Genomic DNA, 18,032 nt, shown 5'->3' with positions numbered 1-18,032 from the left:
GATTGCCCATGCAAGAGTTCCAGAGCGACGCCGGCCTGCATTGGCGCGGTATCGCGCCGCCGCTGACACTGTCGGACTACAAGGTCATCGCCTTCGACATGGATTCGACGCTGATCGCCATCGAGACCCTGGACGAGATGGCCGACCTGATGGGGAAAAAGGCCGAGGTGGCCGCGCTGACCGAGGCGGCGATGCAGGGAGAGATCGTCGACTACAAGCAGAGCCTGCGGCAGCGCGTGGCGCTGCTGGCCGGCATGCCTGCGGTGGCGCTGGACGAGGTGTATGAACACCGCCTGGCGCTCAACCCGGGCGTGGAAACGCTGATCGCGGCTTGCAAGGCCGCCGGCCTGTTCTGCCTGCTGGTGACGGGCGGCTTCACCTGCTTCACCGACCGGCTGCGCGCGCGCCTGGGGCTGGACGACGTGCGCGCCAACGTGCTGGAGATCGTCGATGGCCGCCTGACTGGGCGACTGCTGCCGCAAGCGTGGGGCGACCTGTGCGACGGCGAGGAAAAGCGCCGCAAGTTGCTGGAGGTGTGCGCGGCGCTGGGCGTCGGACCGGAGCGCGCCATCGCGGTGGGCGACGGCGCCAACGACCTGCCGATGCTGCGAACCGCCGGGCTATCGGTGGCGTATCACGCCAAGCCGGCGGTGCGGCGCGAGGCCAAGGTGGCGATCGACCAGGGCGGGCTGGACCAGCTGCTGCGCCTGTTCAGCGCCGGCAAGGCGCAGGCGCGGGGCTGACAGGCCGCCACCGCGGCGCGAACGAGGCGCGAGGGGGCGCGAGGGGGCGCGAGCGAGGCGCGAACGCGGCCCCCTGCGGACCCGAACTCGCCTCAGGCGCTGATCAGGCCGGGGATCTTCACGTCCGGGTCGACATCGGCGTTGTAATCCACCCCATCGATCTCGAACCCGAACAGGCGCAGGAAATCGCGCTTGTAGCCGGCGAAATCGGTCAGTTCATACAGGTTGGACTCGGTCACCTGGTGCCACAGCGCCTGCACCTGCGCCTGCACGGCGGGGTCCAGTTCCAGGTAGTCCGCGCGCAGCCGGCCTTCGTCGTCCAGGATCGGCGCCGCGCCGCACAGGCTGTCGCGGTACAGGCCGTAGACCTGCTCGATGCAGCCCTCGTGCGTGCCTTTTTCCTTCATGACCTTGAACAGCAGCGACAGGTACAGCGGCATCATCGGGATCGCCGAGCTGGCCTGGGTCACGACCGCCTTCAGCACCGAGACGCGGGCGTCGCCGCCGCGCGCGGCCAGCTTGGCGCGGATGTCCAGCACCTTCTGGTCCAGGTCTTTCTTGGCGGCGCCGATCGAGCCGTTCCAGTAGATGTCGTGGGTGATCTTCTCGCCCAGGTAGGTGAAGGCGGTGGTGGTGGCGCCCTCGGCCAGCACGCCGGCCTCCAGCAGGGCGTCGATCCACATCTGCCAGTCCTCGCCGCCCATGACCGCCACCGTGGCGTCGATCTCTTCCTGGGTGGCCGGTTCCAGCACCGATTCCTTGATGACTTCCTTGTCGGTATCCAGGCCGCGCAGCGTGACCGCCTGGCCGACCGGCTTGAGGGTCGAGTTGAACACCGTGCCGCTGACCGGATGGGTGCGGCGGGGCGCGGCCAGGCTGTAGATCACCTGGTCGACCTGGCCCAGGTCCTGCCTGATGGCGGCGATGGTCTGGGCCTTGATGGCATCGGAGAAGGCGTCGCCGTTGATGCTTTTGGCGTACAGGCCCTCGGCGCTGGCGAACTTGTCGAAGGCGGCGCTGTTGTACCAGCCCGGGGTGCCGGCCTTGGCGGCCTCGCCGGGGCGCTCGAAGAACACGCCCAGCGTCTGGGCGCCACAGGCGAAGGCGGCGCTGATGCGGGCCGCCAGGCCGTAGCCGGTGGAGGCGCCGATCACCAGCACGCGCTTGGGGCCACCGCTGATCGGGCCCTGGGCGCGGACGTAGTCGATCTGGTTCTTGACGTTGGCTTCGCAGCCGACGGGATGGGTGGTCACGCAGATGAAGCCGCGCACGCGGGGTTTGATGATCATGGAGCCCTCGTTCTGGAAATGCGGGGAAGACCGCCGCGCACAGGCGGGCGGCGCCGGGCATTGTACGGGAGGCGGGGCGGCCGCTGGCCGCCCGGGGCGTGTCAGCGCGCGCCGGCGCCCGCCGGCGCGGCCGCCTGGGCGCGGCTGCGGCGCCACTCCACCAGGCCGATGCCGATGCCGCTGGCGCAGATGATGGCGATGCCGAGCCAGGTCAGGGGATCCGGAAAGTGGTCCCACACCAGCCAGCCGACCGTGGTGGCGCTGATGATCTGCAGGTAGATGAAGGGCGCCAGGGTCGAGGCCGGCGCGCGGCGGTAGGCGGCGATCTGGAACAGGTGGCCCAGGCCGCCGGTGACCCCGGTGGAGATCAGCAGCGTCCAGTCCAGCGGCGTCAGCGCCCGCAGCACCGGCAGGGCGGGCGGCAGGATGAAGGGCAGGGCCAGCGTCAGGCAGCCGGTGCCGACCGCGCCGCTCCAGATCAGCGAGGTGAACGGGTCGTCGCCCGCGACGCGGCGCGTGGCGATGAACTGGGCCGCGAAGCAACAGGCCGTGAGCAGCCCGAAAATGGTGCCGACCGGATGCAGGCCGCCGCCCGGGCGGATGACGATGATGACGCCGACGAAGGCGATGCCGGCGGCGACAAAGCGCGACATGCGCGCCGGCTCCTTCAGGATCCACGGCGCCAGCGACAGCACCAGCAAGGGCGCCAGGAAGTTGATGGCGGTGGCTTCGGCCTGGGGAATGTAGCTGAGCGTGGTGAAGAACATCAGCGTGGCCAGGAACATCGAGCCGCCGCGCAGGAGCTGTTCACGCGGCTTTTTGCTGCGCAGGATGCCTGTGCCGCGCGTGGGCAGCACCAGGGCCAGCACCAGCACCAGGTGCACGGCGTAGCGGAACCACGACAGCACCAGCAGCGGCACCCCCGCGTTCATGACCCATTTGCCGCTGGCGTCCAGGCAGGACAGCGTCCACATCGACAGCACCAGCAACAGGATCCCGACGAGCGGGCCGCTGGGGGCGGGACGCGGGCGACCGGTATCGGCCGGGGACATGGACAGGCTCCTTGTGCGCTAGGGGGCCGTGGAGGGGCCACGGGGCGGCTGACATGATACGCTCATCGCGGCAGGGGGAAAGGTTCATGATCGAACTACGCAACATAGAAACATTCTTTTGGGTCGCCACGCTGGGCAGCTTCCGCGCCGCGTCCGACAAGCTCAACACCACGCAGCCCGCGGTCTCGCAACGCATCGCCTCGCTCGAGGCCGACCTGGGCGTGCGCCTGTTCGAGCGCGACGCCCGCGGCGTCAAGCTGACCGCCAAGGGTCATGAACTGCTGTCGCACGCCGAGCGCATGCTGCAGGTGCGGCGCGACATGTTCGAGGCGGCGCGCGAGCAGAACGTCATGACGGGCACGGTGCGCATCGGCGTGGCCGAGACCATCGTGCAGACCTGGCTGCCGACGCTGATCGAGCTGGTGCACGCCGCGTATCCGGCGCTGGTGCTGGAGATCGAGGTGGACACCACCCATGTGCTGCGCTCGCACCTGATGTCGCGCCAGATCGACCTGGCTTTCCTCATGGGGCCGGTGCTGGAGGCGCGGGTCGAGAACCTGCCGCTGTGCACCTATCCGCTGGCCTGGGTCGCCAGCCCGCTGCTCGAGCTGGGGCCCGAGCCCTTGACGCTGGAGCGCATCGGCCGCCTGCCCATCGTCACCTATCCGTCCAACAGCGCGCCATACCGGGTGGTGCGCGACATGCTGACGCGCGCCGGCGTGGTGTCGCCGCGCATGTACGGCAGCGCCTCGATGTCGATGGTGGTGCGGATGACGCAGGACTGCATCGGCACCAGCGTGATCGCGCCGGTGTTCCTGGGCAAGGAACTGGCGCGCGGCGAACTGCGCATCCTGCGGGTCGACGCCGACCCGCTGCCCGAATTGAGTTTCACGGCCACCTGGGTGCAGGGACCCGACAGCCATGCGGCGCGCCTGATCGCGCAGATGGCGCAGAAAGTGGCCGCGCAGGCGGGCGACGGCGTGGCGTCGTCCTAGGGCCTGTCCGCGCGAAAGCAAGCCGCGCACGGACCCCGGGCCGCGCCGGCAACGGCGCGCATCATGATCCGCCGGGGCGCGCGCGCCTAGGTGTTTTCCCCAGCGCCGCGCGCGCGGGCGGTCAGGCGAAGCGCTCGCGGCGCGCCTGCGTCAGACCCCGCGATCCCGCGCCAGGCCGCATGGTTGCTGGCTCTGCGGCCGGCGCCGGGCGGCTTGCCGGCGAGACCCAAAAAATATTTATACCCCCACATCGCAACATACGATTGGACGCTCGGCGCCCCTGACGCTGCAATGGCGGCACATCAAGAAGATCGCCTGGAAACACAGGCGCGGGGGAAAACCTTTGCTCCTCTGACGTTCCGATTCCTACCCGCGCGCTCAAGGTAACGGGGACCCGCGCGCGCCAGACCATCCCGCCAGCCAGGAGTTTTGTCCATGAAGAAGTCGCTCGCTCTCGCCGCCATCGCCGCCAGCCTGTTGGCCGGCGCCGCCCAGGCGCAAGACCTGCCCAAGACCCATTTGAAGGTGGTGGGCGGCCTGTCCAACCTGACCGCCTACAACGATTACGAAAAGCCGTTCTGGACCAAGACCATTCCGGAAGCATCCAAGGGCCAGGTCACCGCGGACATCAAGGGCTTCAACGAAATGGGCCTGAAGGGCCCGGAACTGCTGCGCCTGATGTCGACCGGCGTGGTCGAGTTCGGCACCGCCACGCTCTCGTACTTCGCCAGCGACAACCCGATCAACGAGGCCATCGACCTGGCCGGCCTGGCGCCGGACGTGAAGACGGCGCGCGAGGTGACCAACGCCTTCGAGCCGGTCTACGCGCGCCTGTATGGCGAGGGCAGCAACGTCAAGCTGCTGGGCATCTCCACCTATCCGGCGCAGGTGCTGTTCTGCAACGCTGAGATCAAGGGCCTGGCCGACATCAAGGGCAAGAAGGTCCGCACCAGCAGCCGCACCACCGCCGAATTCGTGGAAGCGCTGGGCGGCTCCAGCGTCACCATGGCGTTCGGCGAAGTGGTGCCGGCGCTGCAGAACAAGGTGGTCGATTGCGCCATCACCGGCTCGCTGTCGGGCTACTCGGCCAAGTGGTACGAAGTGTCGACCCACCTGGTGGCGCTGCCGATCAACTGGAACCAGCAGATCCACGCCGTCAACCAGAAGGCCTGGGACAAGCTCGACCCCAACGTGCGCACCTTCCTGCAGGCCAACGTCAAGACGCTGGTCGACAACATCTGGGATGCCGCGGCGCGCCAGACCCAGGAAGGCTATGACTGCAACACCGGCGCGGCCGCGTGCCCGTTCCCGGTCAAGGGCAAGATGGTGCTGGTGCAGCCTTCGGACGCCGACCGCGAACTGCTCAAGAAGGTGACGCAGGAAGCCGTGTTGCCCAAGTGGGCCGCGCGTTGCTCGGCGCAGTGCGTCAAGGACTTCAATGCCACCGTCGGCAAGACGCTGGGCGTGACCGCCAGCAAGTAAGCGAGAACGCGCGCCGTCCGCCGTTGCGGCGGCGGCGCGCCTGCGATTCATCATCCGGGCCGCCGTGCCGGCCCCAGAGGTTCCCTAATGACCCGATCCGAACACTTCCGCCTGCTGGGCGGGCTGCTGCGTCGCGCCGAGACCTTCTCGCGCGTCGCGGTGTGGGCGGGCGGCGCGCTGACCATCGCCAGCGTGCTGCTCATTTCCTTCGACGTGCTGGCCCGCAAGTTCCTGGGCTTTACCACCGGCGGCGCCGACGAACTGTCCAGCTACGCCTTCGCCATCAGCACCTCCTGGGCGCTGGCCTTCGCCACGCTGCAGCGCGCCAACGTGCGGGTGGACGTGCTCTACCAGAAGCTGCCGGTGCGCGTGTCGGCCGTGCTCGATTGGGTTTCCATGGTGGCGCTGGCCGTCTTCATGGTGTTCCTGACCTATTACGCCTATGAAGTGGTGCAGATGTCGTGGGCGCAGAAGTCCGCCGCCAACACGCCGCTGGCCACGCCGTTGTGGATTCCCCAAGGCCTGTGGCTGCTGGGCCTGGGCTGGATGTGCATTACCGTCGCCCTGATGCTGGCGCGCGCCTCGGCCGCCCTGGTGACCGGCGACATCGAACTGGTCAAGGAAATCTGCGGCGTGCGTTCCGCGCAGGAAGAAGCCGACGAGGAAGCCGCCGCCGGCGAGCGCATGGTCAAGGGAGCCGCCGCATGATCGCCACCGCCCTGACTCTGTTGCTGGTCCTGATCGGCCTGTCGATCCCCGTGGGCGCGGCCCTGGGGGTGCTGGGCCTGATCCTGGACCCGATGTTCTCGATGCTGCCGCTGTCGCGCGCGATCGGCGAGATCTCCTGGAGCACCAACAACGAATTCCTGCTGGTCGCCATTCCGCTGTTCATCATGCTGGGCGAGGTGCTGCTGCGGGCCGGCTTCGCCGAACGCATGTACGGCGCCATGAGCCTGTGGCTGTCGTGGCTGCCGGGCGGCCTGATGCACGCCAACATCGGCGCCTCGACGCTGTTCTCGGCCACGTCCGGCTCCAGCGTGGCCACCGCCGCCACCGTTGGCACGGTGGCGATTCCGCAGATCCGCAAGTATGGCTACAACGAGCCGCTGTTCCTGGGCAGCCTGGCCGCGGGCGGCACGCTCGGCATCCTGATCCCGCCGTCGATCAACCTGGTGATCTATGGCGTGCTGACCAATTCGTCGGTGCCGAAGCTGTACCTCGCCGGCATCATCCCGGGCTTCGCCATGGCGGCGCTGTTCATGCTGACGGTGATGATCGCCTGCGTGGTCAAGCCGTCCTGGGGCGGCAAGAAGATCCAGGCCACCTGGGGCCAGCGCTTGGCCAGCCTGGTGCATCTGGCGCCGCCGATGGGCATCTTCCTGCTGGTGGTGGGGTCGATCTACGCCGGCCTGGCCACGCCCACCGAGGCCGCCGCGCTGGGCGTGCTGGGCGCGCTGATCCTGGCCGCCTGGTTCCGCCGCCTGACCTGGACCATGCTGCGCGAGGCGATGGAAGGCACCATGCGCTCGACCGCCATGATCATGCTGATCGTGGTGGCTGCCAGCTTCCTGAACTTCGTCATGTCCGCCACCGGCCTGACCGACGCGCTGACCCAGTCCATTACCGGGCTGGGCCTGTCGCCGGGCTGGATGCTGCTGATCGTGATCGTGTTCTACCTGGTGCTGGGCTGCTTCATGGAGACCCTGTCGATGATGATCACGACCATCCCGATCGTCGCGCCCATCATGATCGCGCTGGGCTACGACCCGATCTGGCTGGGCATCATCATCATCATCCTGGTCGAGGCCGCGCTGATCACGCCGCCGGTGGGGCTGAACCTGTTCGTGGTGCAGAGCTTGCGCAAGAGCGGTTCGATGAGCGCCGTGATCACCGGCAGCCTGCCGTTCGTGGCGGCCATGTTCGTGATGCTGGCGTTGCTGGCGTGGTGGCCCGACCTGGCCCTGTGGCTGCCGCGCGTGTTCGGCTAGCCCCGGTATCCCTTCGGGCACGGCCGCGCGGCCGTGCCCATTCTTCCCCGTTTACCTCCGCAGGACTTTTCATGAAAGCCATATTTCAGATCGAAGCCGATTCCCCCCGCCAGGTCGAGGTGGATTTCAATACCCTCATCGTGGCCGGCTGGGCCGGGCGCGACATCGCCGCCATCGAGCACCACATCGAGGAATTGGCCGCCATCGGCGTGCCGCGTCCCACCAGCGTGCCGCTGTACTACCGCATCGCCGACAACCAGTTGACCCAGGCCGAACGGGTGCAGGCGGTGGGCGGCGATTCGTCCGGCGAGGTCGAGACCTTCGTGTTCGCGGCCGACGGCGAGATGTACGTCAGCATCGCGTCCGACCACACCGACCGCAAGCTGGAGACGGTCAGCGTGGCCATGTCCAAGCAGGTCTGCGTCAAGCCGGTGGCGACCTCGGCCTGGCGCCTGGCCGACGTGGCCGAATACTGGGACGAGCTGGTGATCCGCTCGTACATCGTCGAGAACGGCGCCGAGGTGCTGTACCAGGAAGGCCCGCTGGCCTCGCTGCGCACGCCGCAGGACCTGATCGCCGGCTACACCGGCGGCGCCGCCACGCTGCCCGAAGGCGCCGGCATGACCTGCGGCACCGTCGGCGCCATCGGCGGCATCCGCCCGTCGGCCGAATTCACCATGGAACTGTTCGATCCGCGCCGCCAACGCAGCCTGCGCCACCGGTATCATGTCGAGATCCTGCCGGTGGTGGCCTGACGCCCGGCAGGCGCCCTGATTGCCATGACGCGCCCCGGCGGGGCGCGCCGGTCCAACACTTTTCATGCCGCCCCGCGGCCCCCTGGAACCGTATGCTTTCGACCCTGAATGACCTGACCGCCGCCCTGAACGACGGCCGCACCACTTCCGTTGAACTGACCGAGGCCGCCCTGGCGCGCGCCAACGATCCGGCCGGCGAGGGCGCCCGCGCCTTCACCCGCCTGTACGCCGAGTCGGCGCTGGCCCAGGCCCGCGCCTCGGACACGCTGCGCGCGGCCGGCATCGTGCGCTCGGCCATCGAGGGTCTGCCGATCAGCATCAAGGATCTGTTCGACATCGAAGGCGAGACCACCATGGCCGGCTCGGTGGCGCGCGAGGGTGAACCGGCGGCCGACGCCAACGCCGAAGTGGTGCAGCGCCTGATCGCCGCCGGCGCGGTCATCATCGGCCGCACCAACATGACCGAATTCGCCTATTCGGGCCTGGGCATCAACCCCCATTACGGCACGCCGCTGAACCCGTGGGATCGCGCCACGGGCCGCATTCCTGGCGGCTCCTCGTCGGGCGCGGCGGTGTCGGTGGCCGACGGCATGGCGGTGGCCGCCATCGGTTCGGACACCGGCGGCTCGGTGCGCATTCCCGCCGCCCTGTGCGGCCTGACCGGCTTCAAGCCCAGCGCCTGGCGCGTGTCGATGGAAGGCGTGCTGCCGCTGTCGGCCAACCTGGACTCCATCGGCCCCATTGCCGCCAGCGTGCGCTGCTGCGCCGAACTGGACGCCATCCTGTCGGGCGACGGCGGCCCGGTGCCCGAGGCGCTGCCGCTGCGCGGCCTGCGCCTGGCGGTGCCCAGGACGCTGGCGCTGGACGGCATGGACAAGCACGTGTCCGATACCTTCGCCCGCGCCGTGGCGCGCCTGAAGGAAGCCGGCGCCCTGGTCGACGAGATCGCCATCCCGGAATTCGCCGAACTGGCCAACATCAATGCCAAGGGCGGCTTCACGGCCGCCGAGGCCTGGGCCTGGCACCGCGACCTGATCGCGCGCGCCGGCAAGCGCTACGACCCGCGCGTGGTGTCGCGCATCCTGCGCGGCAAGGACATGAGCGCCGCCGACTACCTGGACCTGCTGGACGCGCGCGAAGCCTGGGTGGCGGCGGTCGACCGCCGCATTGCCGGCTACGATGCGCTGATCATGCCGACCACGCCCATCGTGGCGCCGGCGGTGGCCGACCTGCAAGCCGCGGACGAAGCCTATTACGCCGCCAATGGCCTGATCCTGCGCAATCCCACCCTGATCAATTTCCTGGACGGCTGCGCGCTGTCGCTGCCGTGCCACGCCGACGGCAGCGCGCCGGTCGGGCTGATGATCGCCGCCAGCAACGGCGCCGATCGCCGAGTGCTGGCGATTGGCCTGGCGGTCGAGGAATTGCTCGCCGGCTGAAGGCGCGCCGGGCCGCGCTCGGGCGGCCCGGCGGTTCGCCGCCAGCGTCGCGGCGCCGGCCGGCGGGTCCGGCAGCGCGCCGCGCGAGCGGGCAGGGCGGTGTTTTCCGCCATATCCGCTTTGTCCCCGCGACGCTAAGATGGCGGCTGGACATGCCGCGCAACGGGGCAGGATACGGGCGCCATGATAGATCTGCGCAATATCGAGACGTTCTTCTGGGTGGCCACGCTGGGCGGTTTTCGCGCCGCGGCCGAGAAGCTCAACGCCACCCAGCCGGCGATTTCCCAGCGCATCGCGTCGCTGGAGTCCGACCTGGGCATCCGCCTGTTCGACCGCGATGTGCGCGGCATCAAGCTGACCGGCAAGGGCCGCGAGCTGCTGTCGCACGCCGAGCGCATGCTGCAGCTGCGGCGCGACATGCAGGAGGCGGCGCGCGCCAAGAGCGTGATGAGCGGCACGCTGCGGCTCGGCGTGTCCGAGACCATCGTCCACACCTGGCTGCCGACGCTCATGGAGTATCTGCACGACGCCTATCCGGCGCTGATGGTCGAGATCCAGGTCGACACCACCACCATGCTCAAGACCCAGCTGGCCTCGCGCCAGATCGACCTGGCGTTCCTGCTGGGGCCGATGGAAGAGCCGCGCATCGAAAACCTGTACCTGTGCAATTACCCGCTCAGCTGGGTCGCCAGCCCCAAGCTCAAGGTGGGACGCCAGCCGATCAGCCTGAAGCGGCTGGGGCAGTGGCCGGTGATCACCTATTCGTCCACGACCGATCCGCACCGCGCGGTGCGGCACGTGCTGCAGCAGGCCGGCGTCGATGCGCCGCGCATGTACGGCAGTTCCGCCTTGAGCGTGATCGTGCGGATGGCGCTGGACGGCATCGGCACGGCGGTGATTGCGCCCGTCATCCTGCATAAGGAACTGGCGCAAGGCGAATTGCGGCTGCTCGACGTGAAGGCGCCGCCGCTGCCGCCGCTGCACTACACCGCCTGCTGGATGCAGGGGCCCGACAGCCAGGTGCCGCGCACCGTGGCCGAGGCCGCGCAGCAGATCGCGCGCGAAGAGGCGCTGCGCCATCCGGCAAAACCCTGATAAGGAATTCTGATCGGGGTCTATCGCAACATGTGATTAGACGTTGCGGCCGACTTCCTGTGCAATGTCCCCATTCCAACATTGAAGCAAGGGGAATTGACATGGCACTGGATACGGCGGCCCGCAGCAGCGTGGAACTGGCACGCCGCGCGCGGCTCGATGCCCGCAGCGGCAAGCTGACCGGCCCCACGGCGAACCTGGCTCCGGGCCATGTGCAGGCCAACCTGGCGATCCTGCCGCGCGCATTGGCGGCCGATTTCCTGCACTTCTGCCAGCGCAATCCCAAGCCGTGTCCGCTGCTGGCGATGTCGGAGCCGGGCGACCCGGCGCTGCCCGAATTGGGCCATGACATCGACATCCGCACGGACATCCCGCGCTATCGCGTCTGGCAGAACGGCGAACTCGTGGCCGAGCCCACCGACGTGCGCGACCTGTGGCGCGACGACCTGGTGTCGTTCCTCATCGGCTGCTCGTTTTCGTTCGAGGAAGCGATGCTGGACAACGGGCTGCCCGTCCGCCACATCGAGCAGGGCTGCAACGTGCCGATGTACCGCACCAACATCCCGACCCATGCCGCCGGCGTGTTCGGCGGTCCGCTGGTGGTGTCGATGCGGCCGCTGAAGGCCGCCGATGCCATCCGCGCCATCCAGGTGACTTCGCGTTTTCCCTCGGTGCATGGCGCGCCGGTGCACATCGGCGACCCGGCGTTGATCGGGATTGCCGACATCCACCAGCCGGATTATGGTGATCCGGTGGAAATCCGCCCTGGCGAAATGCCCGTGTTCTGGGCCTGCGGCGTGACGCCGCAATCGGTGGTGGCCGCGGTGCGCCCCGATTTCTGCATCACGCACGCGCCCGGACACATGCTGGTCACGGACCTCGTCAACAGTCGGATGGCCATCCTGTAATCCTCGCGTTGCAATCTCAGTCAACCGTCAGCGGAAAAACGCTAGAAATCCCAGTCTCGATGCCGTAGCCGTACCCGTTTTACAAAGCGCCCGCGACGCGGGCGCGTCAGCAGCTTTGGTTTTGCCTCCAGAACGATCCATGAAAGGACAAGGGGAAAAGGCGACAAAAGTTCAAGGTCCACCGCCCGCCGGCCGATTGGCGGGTGGCGGATCGCCGCAGGCCCGGATCCACCGGGCCCGGGGCCGTGCGCCCCGCGTTTTGCATTGCTTTCACAGTGGGATTTTTCCAGGAGTCTGGTAATGAAGATGAAGCTCATTGCGGGTGTCGCCGCGAGTCTGGCATTGTTGACCGCCGCGCCGGCACAGGCGCAGGTCAAGACCGTGAAGATCGGCGCGATCTATCCCTTGTCCGGCGCGCTGGCGTCCACCGGCGCCGAGATCAAGGCCGCGGTGGAACTGGCGGTGGACATCATCAATAATCCGCATCCTGAACTCGAAGGGATCCCGCTGGCCGCGGGCGCCGGCCTGCCGGCGCTGGGCGGGGCCAAGATCGAGGTGGTGTTCGGCGATTCGCAGGGCAAGCCCGAAGTGGGCCTGGCCGACGCGCAGCGCCTGATCGACCAGGAGAAAGTGGTGGCCCTGACCGGCGCCTACCAGTCGGCCGTCACCAAGACCGCCAGCCGCATCGCCGAGCAGCGCGGCATTCCCTACCTGAACGGCGAATCCAGCAGCCCGGACCTGACCGAGCGCGGCTACAAGTGGTTCTTCCGCACCTCGCCCAACGACGACACCTTCGTCGAGAACATGATGCAGTTCCTGGACGGCGTGAAGGGCACGCCAACCGCCAAGATCGCGGTGGTCTACGAGAACACCGACTTCGGCGTCAACACCTACAAGGCGGTCGAGAAGTTCGCCAAGCAGTACAAGCGCGAGGTGGTGGCCAATATCGCCTACAGCGCCGGCTCGGCCTCGGTCACCGCCGAAGTGCAGAAACTGGCCGCGGCCAAGCCCGACGTGGCGATCTTCGCCAGCTATACCTCGGACGCCATGCTGTTCGTGCGCACCATGCGCGAAAGCAAGTACGCGCCGCCGGTGCTGCTGGCCAACGACGCCGGCTTCATCGACTCGCGCTTCGTGCAGGAAGTGGGTCCGCAGGTGCAGGGCGTGCTGACGCGCGACGTCTGGGGCAACGACGTCGCCGCCGCCAAGGCCGGCCTGAAGAAGATCAACGACATGTACAAGGCCAAGACCGGCAAGGACCTGAACGGCAACAACGCCCGGTCGATGCAGGGCGTCCTGGTGCTGGCCGACGCCATCAACCGCGCCGGCTCCACCGATCCGGAAGCGATCCGCAAGGCGCTGGCGGCCACCGATCTGGGCGAGGCGCAAGTGGCCATGCCCTGGGCCGGCGTGAAGTTCGATGACAAGGGCCAGAACACCAAGGGTTCCGGCCTGATCCTGGAACTGAAGGGCTCGTCCTACCAGACGGTATGGCCGGAAAAGTACCGCACCGACAAGTCGCTGCCCACGCTGCCGTTCTCCTGGAAGTAATCATCAGCCGTGGCGGGCCGCGGGGGCCCGCCACAGGAGCACTCCATGTTCGAAGCTCTCTCGGCAGGCCTGTTCAATGGCCTGATCTATGCCGCGGTGGCGGTGGGGCTGGCGCTGATATGGGGCATTACCGACGTCATCAACTTCGCCCATGGCGAATTCCTGATGCTCGGCATGTATGCCGCCTATTGGCTCTATACCCTGGGTCACATCGACCCCACGTTGTCGGCGCCCTTGGTCGCCATCGTGCTGGCCTTCGTCGGTTTCCTCACTTATGCGCTGATCATCAAGCGCCTGCAAAAAGGCCCCGCCATGGCGGTGATCCTGGCCACTTTCGGCCTGGGCCTGGTGCTGCGCCAGCTGGCGTTCATTGCGTTCAGCCCGGACTATCGCAGCCTGCCCGACACCCTGGTGTCCGGCAGCGTCACGGTGGCCGGCATTTCGCTGGGCCGTCCGCAGGTGGTGACCGGCCTGATCGCGCTGGTGGTGGTGGCCGCGCTGTTCGTGCTGGTGTACCGCACGCGCTGGGGCCATGCCTTGCAGGCGGTGGCCGAAGACCGCCAGGTGGCGGCGCTGGTGGGCATTTCGCCCGACCGCGTCAACGCCCAGGTGTGGATGCTGGGCAGCGCCGCGGTCGGCCTGGCCGGCGCGCTGCTGACCACGTTCTTCTATGTGTTCCCCTCGGTGGGAACGGTGTTCGGCCTGCTGGCCTTCGTGGCGGTCTGCATGGGCGGCTTCGGCTCGCTGCCCGGGGCCTTCATCGCCGGCATCCTGATCGGCGTCATCGAGGCCATGACGGGCTATTTCGTGGCGCCCGCGCTGAAGACGGTCAGCGTCTTCATCCTTTTCATCCTGGTTCTCTGGTATCGGCCGCGCGGCCTGTTCGGGCGGTGGTGACATGACGACGACACGAAAAATCGACGGCGCCTCATCGGGCGTGCCGAAATGGCCGGTGGCCGCGGCCCTGGCGGCGGCGGTGCTGCTGGCGCTGGTGCCGCTGGTGGTGACCGACTCGTTCACCCTGCAGGTGCTGCTGCTGGCCATCATGTTCGGCGCGCTGGGCGCATGCTGGAACCTGGTGGGCGGCTTTCTCGGGCGTATCTCTTTCGGCCACGCGGTGTTCGTGGGCGTGGGCGGCTACACCACCTTGCTGCTGCTGCATCATCTGAAACTGACGCCGCTGCTTGGCATTCCGCTGGGCGGGCTGATCAGCGCGGCGCTGGCCTGGCTGGTGGGCGGGCCGACGCTGCGCCTGTCCGGGCACTATTTCGCCATGGCCACCATCGCGCTGCTGCAGATCGGGCTGCTGCTGATGATCAACTGGGACTGGGCCGGCGGCGCGGTCGGGCTGGAGGCGCCGATCGGCGACGCCGCCTGGATGCTGCTGTTCCGCAGCAAGGTGCCGTACTACTGGATCGCGGTGGGGCTGGCGTTCCTGACGTTCTGCGCCACGTACTTCCTGGTGCATTCCAAGACCGGCTTCTATTGGCGCGCCATCAATGGCGACGAAGCGGCCTCGCGCAGCCTGGGCGTGCCGGCGGACCGCTACAAGATGCTGGCGTTCGTGCTGTCCGCCGGCATGACCGGGGTGTGGGGCGGCTTCTTCGCCATGTACGTGGGCTTCATCGATCCTGAGTCGATGTTCAGCCTGACGATGTCGGTGCAGGTGGTGCTGGTGGCCATCCTGGGTGGGGTCGGCACGCTGGTCGGTCCGTGGCTGGGCGCCGCGGTGCTGTTGCCGCTGTCGGAAGGCACGCGGGTGCTGTGGGGCAGTTCGGGCCTGGGCCTGGACCTGCTGATTTTCGGGTTGGCGATCCTGCTCGTCACCCTGTTCCTGCCAGGCGGTCTGGTGACATTGAGGAGGCGCCGTGGCTCTGCTCGACGTTAAGAACCTGACCAAGCGCTTCGGCGGCCTGGTCGCCAACAAGGACATCTCGCTGTCGGTCGAGGCGGGCGAGATCGTCGCCATCATCGGTCCCAACGGCGCGGGCAAGAGCACGCTGTTCAACGGCCTGGTCGGCCATCACGAGCCGACCTCGGGCTCGGTGGCGTTCGCCGGCGAGTCCATGATCGGCCGGCGGCCGGAGCAGGTCGCGGCCATGGGCCTGGTGCGCACCTACCAGATCCCGCGCAGCTTCGGCCAGATGACGGTGTTGGAGAACGCCATGGTCGGCGCGCTGCTGCGCCATCCGCGCCTGCCCGACGCGCGTCGCGCCTCGGCGCGGGTGCTGGAGCTGGTGGGGCTGGCCGATCGGGCCGATACGCTGGCGGCCGAGCTGAACGTGGCGGGGCAGAAGCGGGTGGAGCTGGCGCGCGCGCTGGCGACCGAGCCGCGCATGCTGTTGCTGGATGAAGTGGCCGGCGGCCTGAACCCCGCCGAAGCCATCGCGCTGGCCGAGATCCTGCGCGGCATCCACGCCGCCGGGGTGACGCTGATCATCGTCGAACACGTGCTGGAGGTGGTGATGCGGCTGGCGCAACGGGTGCTGGTGCTGAACTTCGGCCAGATGATCGCCGAGGGCGCGCCGCAGGACATCGTGCGCAATCCCGCCGTGATCGAAGCCTATCTGGGGAGGAAGCACCGTGCCTGACGTGATGTTGAAGGTAGAGAACCTGAGCGTGGCCTATGGCGGCGTGCAGGCCGTGCGCGACCTGTCGCTGGAGGTGCGCCAGGGGGAAATCGCCGCGCTGCTGGGCGCCAACGGCGCCGGCAAGTCCAGCACGCTGCTGGCCATCATCGGTTCGGTCAAGCCCCGGGAAGGTCGCGTCGTCTTCGAAGGGCGCGACATCACCGGAACGCCGCCGGACCAGCTGGTCAAGCAGGGCATTGCGATGATTCCGGAAGGCGCGCGGGTGTTTGCGCGCCAGCCGGTCGAGCAGAACCTGCGCCTGGGGGCCTACACGGTGCGCGACGAACGCGTCTACCAGGAGCGGCTGGACAAGGTCTACACGCTGTTTCCGCGCCTGAAGGAGCGCCGCGAACAGTTGGCGGGCACCATGTCCGGCGGCGAACGGCAGATGCTGGCCATCGGCCGAGCCCTGATGAGCGGGCCACGGCTGCTGCTGATCGACGAACCCAGCCTGGGCCTGTCGCCGCTGCTGGTCGAGCAGGTGTTCGACGCCCTGGCCGCGCTGAACCGCGATGACGGCCTGTCGGTGTTGCTGGTCGAGCAGAACATGGCGCAGGCGCTGGAAGTGGCGGCGCGCGCCTACGTCATGCAGAGCGGGCGCGTGGCGCTATCGGGCGACGCGGCCGAGCTGGCAGCCTCGGACGAAGTGCGCAAGGCCTATCTGGGGATGTAGGCCGAGGCAGTGGCCCAGGAAAAAGCCCGTCGCGCGAGCGACGGGCTTTTTTGCTATGCGGCCGGGGGCGGGCCGTAAGTCGCGCGGGACTTAGAAGATGTGGCGGATGCCGACGCCGGCGCCAACCTGGCTGGTGCGGCCGGCGATTTCACCGGTGGCGGCGTCGCGGACCTTGTTGTAGTCCACGGTGCCGTACACCTGGGTGCGCTTGGACAGCGCGTACTCGGCCACGGCCACCAGGGCGTAGCGCTTGCCCTTGTCGCCATCTTCCACGATGTTCTTGCTCTGGTCGTAGTAGGCGGCGCCGGTGATGGCCCAGCGCGGGGTGGCCTGCCAGGTCACGCCGGCGAAGTAGCCGTTGTCCTTGCGGTCCAGGTTGGCGGTGGTGGTGCCGCCCATGACGGCGTTGACCCAACCGGTCTGGTCCTTGCCATTGAAGTAGCCGGCGAAGATCTTGGCGCTTTCGAACTGGTACGAGGCGCTCAGGTTCCATACTTGCTGGCGCAGGTCGGAGTTGTCGCCCTGGTACGTCTTCATGAACGCGCCGCCCAGGCCGAGCTGGCCGACGGTGTAGCGCAGGCTGATGCCCATTTGCTGGCCAGCCTTCTTGTCGTCCCAACGGTCGCCGTTGGCCCACGACGCGATCACGGCCAGGTCGCCGATCGTGTTCGAGTAGCGCACGGTGTTGTTGTTGCGCACACGGCCCATGGCGGCGGGCAGCCACGAGTTCTCGTTGTAGTTACCCACGGTCAGCGGATCGAAGTAGTCCGCCATCAGGTCCTGGATCACCGTGTTCTGCAGACCCAGGGTCAGGGCGCCGATGCTGCCACCGTCCAGACCGACATAGGCCAGGCGGTTGAACGTCTTGCCAGCGCTGGACGACTGGCCGTTCTGCACGTTGAAGCCTTGCTCCAGGCGGAAGAAGGCGCGGTTGCCGTCGCCCAGGTCTTCCGAGCCGCGCAGGCCCCAGCGGCTGTTGGAGATGGCGCCGTTTTCCATCGAGAAGCGGCTGCCGTCCACGCCGGTCGAACCGGAGCTGGTGTTGACGTAGCGCATGCTGACGTCGGCAATACCGTACAGGGTGACGCTGGTTTCCGCCGAAGCGGCGCCGGCCAGGCCGAGGCCGGCAACAGCGAGCGAGAGGGTGATGCGTTTCACGAAGGCTTCTCCTAATGTTTCTGTTCTTAGCGTGCGTCGGGCTTGTGGCTCGACGGGACGCGCCGGGCGGTTCGCCTGGAGCTGGGCCGTTGCACCGACGCCAGGGGTTGGCGCGGGTCCGGAGCGTGGGCCCTGTGTGCATGCCATGCGCCAACTTGGTGCCGCACGGCAATGCCACGGGGATTCTAAAAAAGTTACGGCTTGTGTAGTGCGTTTATCTTTTTCGCGTTTTCCCTGGGTTTACAGAATGGCAAAAAAGGCGATTGGTGAAACA

The 18,032-nt window shown here is 67.9% G+C and carries 17 protein-coding genes; 14 read left to right on the top strand and 3 right to left on the bottom strand.

Going from position 1 to position 18,032, the window contains the following annotated elements; genetic code table 11:
• The first annotated feature begins 8 nt into the window (after positions 1-8).
• Positions 9-743 carry a phosphoserine phosphatase SerB gene (serB, locus tag ABFG95_RS00375; protein WP_175146563.1) on the top strand — a complete coding sequence of 245 codons (735 nt, stop codon included), beginning with the start codon at positions 9-11 and terminating at the stop codon, positions 741-743.
• A gap of 92 nt (positions 744-835) precedes the next feature.
• Here the strand turns inward: serB and fabV are convergent, their stop codons facing one another.
• Together fabV and ABFG95_RS00365 are read right to left on the bottom strand one after the other, a co-directional pair.
• On the bottom strand, positions 836-2,032 hold the full coding sequence (gene fabV, locus ABFG95_RS00370; RefSeq protein WP_278991062.1) for an enoyl-ACP reductase FabV: 1,197 nt from the start codon (positions 2,030-2,032) through the stop codon (positions 836-838).
• Between the two features lie 101 nt (positions 2,033-2,133).
• Entirely contained in the window at positions 2,134-3,084 is a 951-nt protein-coding gene (locus ABFG95_RS00365) for a DMT family transporter (protein ID WP_063588553.1), read from the bottom strand.
• Positions 3,085-3,170: 86 nt separating this feature from the next.
• On the opposite strand from ABFG95_RS00365, the gene ABFG95_RS00360 reads away from it, so the two are divergent.
• From ABFG95_RS00360 to ABFG95_RS00300, 13 genes are all read left to right on the top strand, one after another.
• A complete protein-coding gene (locus ABFG95_RS00360) occupies positions 3,171-4,079 on the top strand; it encodes a LysR family transcriptional regulator (RefSeq protein WP_038503432.1) in 909 nt (302 codons plus the stop codon).
• 435 nt (positions 4,080-4,514) lie between these two features.
• Entirely contained in the window at positions 4,515-5,561 is a 1,047-nt protein-coding gene (locus ABFG95_RS00355) for a TRAP transporter substrate-binding protein (protein ID WP_054416692.1), read from the top strand.
• 87 nt (positions 5,562-5,648) lie between these two features.
• Positions 5,649-6,269 carry a TRAP transporter small permease gene (locus ABFG95_RS00350; protein ID WP_100505163.1) on the top strand — a complete coding sequence of 207 codons (621 nt, stop codon included), beginning with the start codon at positions 5,649-5,651 and terminating at the stop codon, positions 6,267-6,269.
• Positions 6,266-7,549 carry a TRAP transporter large permease gene (locus ABFG95_RS00345; protein ID WP_049073484.1) on the top strand — a complete coding sequence of 428 codons (1,284 nt, stop codon included), beginning with the start codon at positions 6,266-6,268 and terminating at the stop codon, positions 7,547-7,549. The genes ABFG95_RS00350 and ABFG95_RS00345 overlap by 4 nt, the downstream gene beginning before the upstream one ends.
• 71 nt (positions 7,550-7,620) lie before the next feature.
• Positions 7,621-8,304 (top strand): DUF2848 domain-containing protein, encoded by a 684-nt coding sequence (locus ABFG95_RS00340; RefSeq protein WP_278991059.1) that lies wholly within the window; start codon positions 7,621-7,623, stop codon positions 8,302-8,304.
• 92 nt (positions 8,305-8,396) lie between these two features.
• On the top strand, positions 8,397-9,743 hold the full coding sequence (locus ABFG95_RS00335; RefSeq protein ID WP_348995268.1) for an amidase: 1,347 nt from the start codon (positions 8,397-8,399) through the stop codon (positions 9,741-9,743).
• 183 nt (positions 9,744-9,926) lie between these two features.
• Entirely contained in the window at positions 9,927-10,838 is a 912-nt protein-coding gene (locus tag ABFG95_RS00330) for a LysR family transcriptional regulator (protein WP_278991056.1), read from the top strand.
• Positions 10,839-10,939: 101 nt separating this feature from the next.
• On the top strand, positions 10,940-11,746 hold the full coding sequence (locus tag ABFG95_RS00325; protein ID WP_054416686.1) for a putative hydro-lyase: 807 nt from the start codon (positions 10,940-10,942) through the stop codon (positions 11,744-11,746).
• Positions 11,747-12,046: 300 nt separating this feature from the next.
• Positions 12,047-13,297, top strand: a complete 1,251-nt coding sequence (locus ABFG95_RS00320; RefSeq protein ID WP_059270717.1) for an ABC transporter substrate-binding protein — start codon at positions 12,047-12,049, stop codon at positions 13,295-13,297.
• A 45-nt stretch (positions 13,298-13,342) separates the two neighbouring features.
• The gene (locus tag ABFG95_RS00315; protein WP_049073490.1) at positions 13,343-14,194 is read left to right on the top strand and encodes a branched-chain amino acid ABC transporter permease; all 852 of its coding nucleotides are present in this window, start codon (positions 13,343-13,345) and stop codon (positions 14,192-14,194) included.
• A gap of 1 nt (position 14,195) precedes the next feature.
• On the top strand, positions 14,196-15,185 hold the full coding sequence (locus ABFG95_RS00310; RefSeq protein ID WP_278991055.1) for a branched-chain amino acid ABC transporter permease: 990 nt from the start codon (positions 14,196-14,198) through the stop codon (positions 15,183-15,185).
• Positions 15,166-15,888: an ABC transporter ATP-binding protein gene (locus ABFG95_RS00305; RefSeq protein ID WP_278991054.1), complete on the top strand. Its 723-nt coding sequence runs from the start codon at positions 15,166-15,168 to the stop codon at positions 15,886-15,888. Before ABFG95_RS00310 ends, ABFG95_RS00305 begins: the two co-directional genes overlap by 20 nt.
• Positions 15,889-15,892: 4 nt before the next feature.
• On the top strand, positions 15,893-16,600 hold the full coding sequence (locus tag ABFG95_RS00300) for an ABC transporter ATP-binding protein (protein ID WP_049073493.1): 708 nt from the start codon (positions 15,893-15,895) through the stop codon (positions 16,598-16,600).
• A 90-nt stretch (positions 16,601-16,690) separates the two neighbouring features.
• Here the strand turns inward: ABFG95_RS00300 and ABFG95_RS00295 are convergent, their stop codons facing one another.
• Positions 16,691-17,758: a porin gene (locus ABFG95_RS00295; RefSeq protein ID WP_054416677.1), complete on the bottom strand. Its 1,068-nt coding sequence runs from the start codon at positions 17,756-17,758 to the stop codon at positions 16,691-16,693.
• Positions 17,759-18,032 lie beyond the last annotated feature (274 nt).

It is taken from the genome of Achromobacter sp. HNDS-1, assembly GCF_040084795.1.
Lineage (GTDB): Bacteria > Pseudomonadota > Gammaproteobacteria > Burkholderiales > Burkholderiaceae_B > Achromobacter > Achromobacter ruhlandii.
This window is presented reverse-complemented; position numbering and strand designations above follow the sequence as displayed.

What these genes read in the sequence shown, in the direction of transcription:
- serB (WP_175146563.1), top strand. Translation starts at nt 9, where the DNA reads ATGCAAGAGTTCCAGAGCGACGCCGGCCTGCATTGGCGCGGTATCGCG.
- fabV (WP_278991062.1), bottom strand. Translation starts at nt 2,032, where the DNA reads ATGATCATCAAACCCCGCGTGCGCGGCTTCATCTGCGTGACCACCCAT.
- ABFG95_RS00365 (WP_063588553.1), bottom strand. Translation starts at nt 3,084, where the DNA reads ATGTCCCCGGCCGATACCGGTCGCCCGCGTCCCGCCCCCAGCGGCCCG.
- ABFG95_RS00360 (WP_038503432.1), top strand. Translation starts at nt 3,171, where the DNA reads ATGATCGAACTACGCAACATAGAAACATTCTTTTGGGTCGCCACGCTG.
- ABFG95_RS00355 (WP_054416692.1), top strand. Translation starts at nt 4,515, where the DNA reads ATGAAGAAGTCGCTCGCTCTCGCCGCCATCGCCGCCAGCCTGTTGGCC.
- ABFG95_RS00350 (WP_100505163.1), top strand. Translation starts at nt 5,649, where the DNA reads ATGACCCGATCCGAACACTTCCGCCTGCTGGGCGGGCTGCTGCGTCGC.
- ABFG95_RS00345 (WP_049073484.1), top strand. Translation starts at nt 6,266, where the DNA reads ATGATCGCCACCGCCCTGACTCTGTTGCTGGTCCTGATCGGCCTGTCG.
- ABFG95_RS00340 (WP_278991059.1), top strand. Translation starts at nt 7,621, where the DNA reads ATGAAAGCCATATTTCAGATCGAAGCCGATTCCCCCCGCCAGGTCGAG.
- ABFG95_RS00335 (WP_348995268.1), top strand. Translation starts at nt 8,397, where the DNA reads ATGCTTTCGACCCTGAATGACCTGACCGCCGCCCTGAACGACGGCCGC.
- ABFG95_RS00330 (WP_278991056.1), top strand. Translation starts at nt 9,927, where the DNA reads ATGATAGATCTGCGCAATATCGAGACGTTCTTCTGGGTGGCCACGCTG.
- ABFG95_RS00325 (WP_054416686.1), top strand. Translation starts at nt 10,940, where the DNA reads ATGGCACTGGATACGGCGGCCCGCAGCAGCGTGGAACTGGCACGCCGC.
- ABFG95_RS00320 (WP_059270717.1), top strand. Translation starts at nt 12,047, where the DNA reads ATGAAGATGAAGCTCATTGCGGGTGTCGCCGCGAGTCTGGCATTGTTG.
- ABFG95_RS00315 (WP_049073490.1), top strand. Translation starts at nt 13,343, where the DNA reads ATGTTCGAAGCTCTCTCGGCAGGCCTGTTCAATGGCCTGATCTATGCC.
- ABFG95_RS00310 (WP_278991055.1), top strand. Translation starts at nt 14,196, where the DNA reads ATGACGACGACACGAAAAATCGACGGCGCCTCATCGGGCGTGCCGAAA.
- ABFG95_RS00300 (WP_049073493.1), top strand. Translation starts at nt 15,893, where the DNA reads ATGTTGAAGGTAGAGAACCTGAGCGTGGCCTATGGCGGCGTGCAGGCC.